Origin of the sequence: Porphyromonas sp. CAG:1061, assembly GCF_000435035.1 — a bacterium.
Classification (GTDB): Bacteria; Bacteroidota; Bacteroidia; order Bacteroidales; family Porphyromonadaceae; genus Porphyromonas_A; species Porphyromonas_A somerae.
In genome coordinates, this window is sequence record NZ_HF988834.1 from 1 (window position 1) to 4,176 (window position 4,176).

2 protein-coding genes and 1 pseudogene are annotated in these 4,176 nt (G+C 46.7%); 2 read left to right on the top strand and 1 reads right to left on the bottom strand.

Annotated elements, in window-relative coordinates; translation table 11 throughout:
• Positions 1–457: 457 nt before the first annotated feature.
• A complete protein-coding gene (locus QVO39_RS00635; protein WP_021902578.1) occupies positions 458–1,582 on the bottom strand; it encodes a TlpA family protein disulfide reductase in 1,125 nt (374 codons plus the stop codon).
• Between the two features lie 245 nt (positions 1,583–1,827).
• Here QVO39_RS00635 and QVO39_RS00640 point away from each other — a divergent pair, with 245 nt between their 5' ends.
• Both QVO39_RS00640 and QVO39_RS00645 read left to right on the top strand, forming a co-directional pair.
• Positions 1,828–3,804: a DUF349 domain-containing protein gene (locus tag QVO39_RS00640; RefSeq protein WP_021902579.1), complete on the top strand. Its 1,977-nt coding sequence runs from the start codon at positions 1,828–1,830 to the stop codon at positions 3,802–3,804.
• Between the two features lie 59 nt (positions 3,805–3,863).
• Positions 3,864–4,176: pseudogene (locus tag QVO39_RS00645) on the top strand (hypothetical protein); the annotation flags it as partial.

A 4,176-nucleotide genomic window follows, 5' to 3' on the forward strand; every position in this document is an offset into this window, starting at 1 on the left:
ACACGGACCTCGGCAGAGGTCCTTTCTCGTAGACAACTCGCTAAAGATTATACGATAAGCCTTTCTAATGCGTAACCCCCTGGTTGAGTGATTGTTTTCATTATCTTTTTCTGTACCTTTTCACCTTTATTTTGTGGCTTTTGGACTCCTCGGAAGAGGTCCTTGTTTATTAGCGTTTGCCGAGTTGCAACAAAGCAATCGGTTAGTTGCAACTAAGCAAATGACGAGATGCAACTAACCGATTGCTTAATTGCAACTAAACTTTAGCTTTCATAACCCTCTGATTACTAGTGGAGTATAAAAGTGCTTTTTCTCTTGTTTCTGCAATAGTCTCAAGAAAGGATTTGCCTGACCTATCCGACCTGTCGGGCTCATCCGCTGGGTCACTTTCCGGACATAAAAAAGGGTGCAGGCTACCTAGGTAGTCTGCACCCTTATATGATCGGTTGTTATCGGCTTACTTAGAAAGCTCTTCTAGCTTAGCCTTAACCTCGTCAATGTCGTGACCACGGAGGAGTACCTCGCCCTCTGGAGAGAAGAGGATAAAGGTAGGTACGCCACTTACGCCATAGAGCTCTACGCCCTTGCTTTGAGCATCTTGCATGGTTGCCCAAGTGATTTTGTGGGTCTTTACAACCTCTGCATAGGCAGCGCCATCATTATCTCTTTCCCATACAGCGATGCTAACAGAAGAGAGGATCTTGCTATACTGCTTCTCAACCTCTGCTAGAGTAGGCATTGACCTCTTGCATGGGCCACACCAAGATGCAAAGAAGTCGAGAAGGAAGTACTTACCCTCCTCACGGAACTCGCTTAGCATCTTGCTTTCACCAGCAGGGTTAACGATCTCGTAGTCTACAAACTGACCACCTACGCTAGTGCTAACGGCAGCCTTAGCCATGTTGTAGCGAGCTTGTAGGTCCTTGTCGTTTTTGATCATGCTTCCTGCAGCATCAAAGTGCTCAACATACTCAGCATCGTCGTACTGACCAGCAAGGTATGAGAATGCTGTGTAGTCTAGAATGGTATTGCCCCCATCGGTATAGTACTTCTCGCTGATAGCTCTATACTCCTTGAAGAAGTCTGATTGGAGCTGGTTGATCTCATTGATAAGTTCCTCAGAGGGCTCCTCACCTTCTGGTACTGTAGCCATCTTGGCATTAATGAGGTCGGTGTACTTCTTATTGACTGCTGCCACTTCGTCATTGAGGGCCTGAACCTTTACGAAGCTACTGGTTTCTTTGCCCCCACGAACTAAATTGGTGTTGCCGGCCTCGTCGGTTTGTTGTGTCAGGGTATACTCACCCTCTTCGCAAGAAAAAGCGATTGGGGTCTCCCCTACCATTATAGTCCTTGCTACAGTGTCATCAGCTGGAGTGGTGTAGACGAAGCCACCATTTTGGATTAGTACAGAGTCTATCACCTCATTGTTGATATCATAGACCTTAGCATAAGTCCCATTGATCCCCTCAGGAAGTCCAGTAGCTGTTAGCTTAAACTCCTTTTGGTTGGGTTGGCATGCGATAGCAAGCAGTGCCATAGCACTTGCTAATACGCCTAGTTTTAGTGAAATTCTTTTCATGATAAATAATTCATTGTTTAATGACTATTACTTCTATCACGCAAAGGTATAAAAATAAACCAATATAGTGTACGTTTGTGGGTTTATTTTACACTTATTGGGGTGGTAATCGGTCCAAAATTGTGCAGATGTCTGCTTTTTTTTGTATCTTTAGCCACTTTTATAAGTGAGGGGAGGTGCAGTACATATTTGTATCTACTAGCGAGTAACTAGTGGTTGAACTTTTTTTAGAAAGGATTAAGATTATGGAGCAAGAGAATACTCTTTTGACGCCTAGTGAGGAGAAGAATAATGTGACCCCAACAGAGGTGACACAGACTGATGGTGCTGAAGCTACGAAGGAGCAGCCTACGGAGAGCGAAGAGCTTGAGAAGGTGGATACTTCGGCATTTTCGGTTGCCGAATTATTGGATCATCTGTCTGAAATGATCAATAAGGAGCAGCTGCCAGAGCTCCAGGAGATGAAGCGTCTAAAGCGAATGATCAACCACCAAGAGCCTGTCGCTAATGACGAGGAGGAGCTTGATGAAAAGGAAGAGACTGGCGAAGAAACCCCTGAAGCATCGGCCGACTCCAAGGATGAGTTATTGACAAGGTTCATCAATCTTAAGACCAGGTTCCACGAGCTACAGGCTAAAAAAGAGGAGGAGGAGAAGGCCGAAAGACGCCTCAATTATGATAAGAAGTTAGAGCTGATTAAGCGCCTTGAGGCCAATCTTGAGTCTACTGACGACTTCTTTAAGGTGCGTAATGAATTTGAGAATATCCGTAATGAGTGGAAGAATATAGGTCATGTACCTGAAAATCTACGCTCTGATCTGCTCAATCAATACTCTACTCTGCTGGAGAAGCACTATGAGATTAATAAACTCAATAAGGAGGCGCAGGAGTACGACTTCAAGCACAATCGTGTGGAGAAGGAGGGCTTCATCGCTAAAGCACGTGCTCTCGCAGATGAACCTGATATCGTGAAGGCCTTCAGAGAGCTCCAGACGCTCCACGATATGTGGAAGGAGACGGGGCCTGTGGCGCCAGAGTTTAGAGATATTATGTGGAAGGACTTTAAGGATGCCTCCACAGTGATCAATAAGCGTCATGATGATTACTTCAAAGAGCTCAGGGAGAAGGAGGAGCAGAACTGTGCTCATAAGATGGAGATTATCGAGAAGCTTGAAAATCTCTTAGTAACCCTTCCAACTACTCGTAGAGGATGGAGAGAGTATGAAGACCAAATGGAGGCGATCCGTAAGGAGTGGAAGTCGGCTGGTCGTGTACCACGGGCTAAGCTCAATGAGGTAAATATGCGTTTCCGTGTGGCGGTAGATGAGTTTTATCTACAGCGTAGGACGTTCCTCCGCGAACTGAGCGAGGAGATTACTCCTAAGCTGGAGCGTATGCGCGAGATCGTCGCTGAAGCCGATGCCCTTAAGGAGAGTACCGATTGGCAATCAACTGCCGATAAGCTGAAAGCTCTGCAAAAGGAGTGGACGGTGATCTCTAAGCTGGGTACCCGAGTAGGGGAGGCTCAGAAGCTTTGGAGGCAGTTCCGCAAGGCGTGTGATACTTTCTTTGAGGCAAAGAAGGTCAATCATAAGCACTTCTCTCGTGAAGAGAACCTGGAGAGGAAGCTGGAGATCGCTGATAAGATAGAGGCTCTGGAGGCTAAGAAGCTGGAGGATCCGACTGCCGAACTAGCTGAGATTGAGGCTGAGTGGGCATCGGTAGGCCCTGTGCCTGATGATCAAAAGAGCGAGGTGCTCAATAGATATTATGGCGCTCTAAGACGTCTGAAGGGGATGGACGATAACCGTCGCGGCCCTCGTAGGAGAAACGATAACCAGCGTGACAACAATCGCCGTGATCGGAGACCACGCAAGGTGGATATGAAGAAGGATCTTACCGAGCTATCTAGCAATGAGCTAAAGGATGAGCGGAGTATGATCAATGGCAATATCTCTGCACTCGAGGAGGAGCTACGCCAGTATGAGAATAATATTGGTTTTTTCAATGCTTCGCCGGATAATCCTATGGTGATGCAGATACAGAAGAAGATTGATGCTCTTCGCGAGAAGATTGAGTCGCTGGAGGGGCGTAAGCGTGAGGTGGCTGAGGAGATCAAAAATCCTACCGCTAAGGAGGAGGAAACTCCAAAGACAGAAGAGCCAGCTGAGACAACTGAAACAGCTGAGACAACTGAATCTACTGAGACAACTGAGGCTTAAGCCTTATTAAATGATGGAAGGAGCCATGCTTTTAACGGTGTGGCTCCTTTTTTAATTGTATGGTAGTACACTTCTTTAATCCTGGTTACGAAGCCTCTATTCTTAGAGGTGTAGAGCATTATACCCCGCCTAAAATGGTGCGTAGGCTGAGGGAGGACCTACAGACGCTTCCTATCTACTATGCAGGAGATGAAGATAAGGTCTTGGTCACAAGGAGGTTGCCAGAGGAGTTGCAGCACTCTCGGTTGACGGCACATTTGCCTGTGGGGGCGGAGTTGATACCATGGGGGTGGGGACCTGAATTGCGTGGGCTTTTTCCATCTATTGAATTGCCGTATAGCTCTGCTGAGATGGCTTACTTCGCCAGTAGGG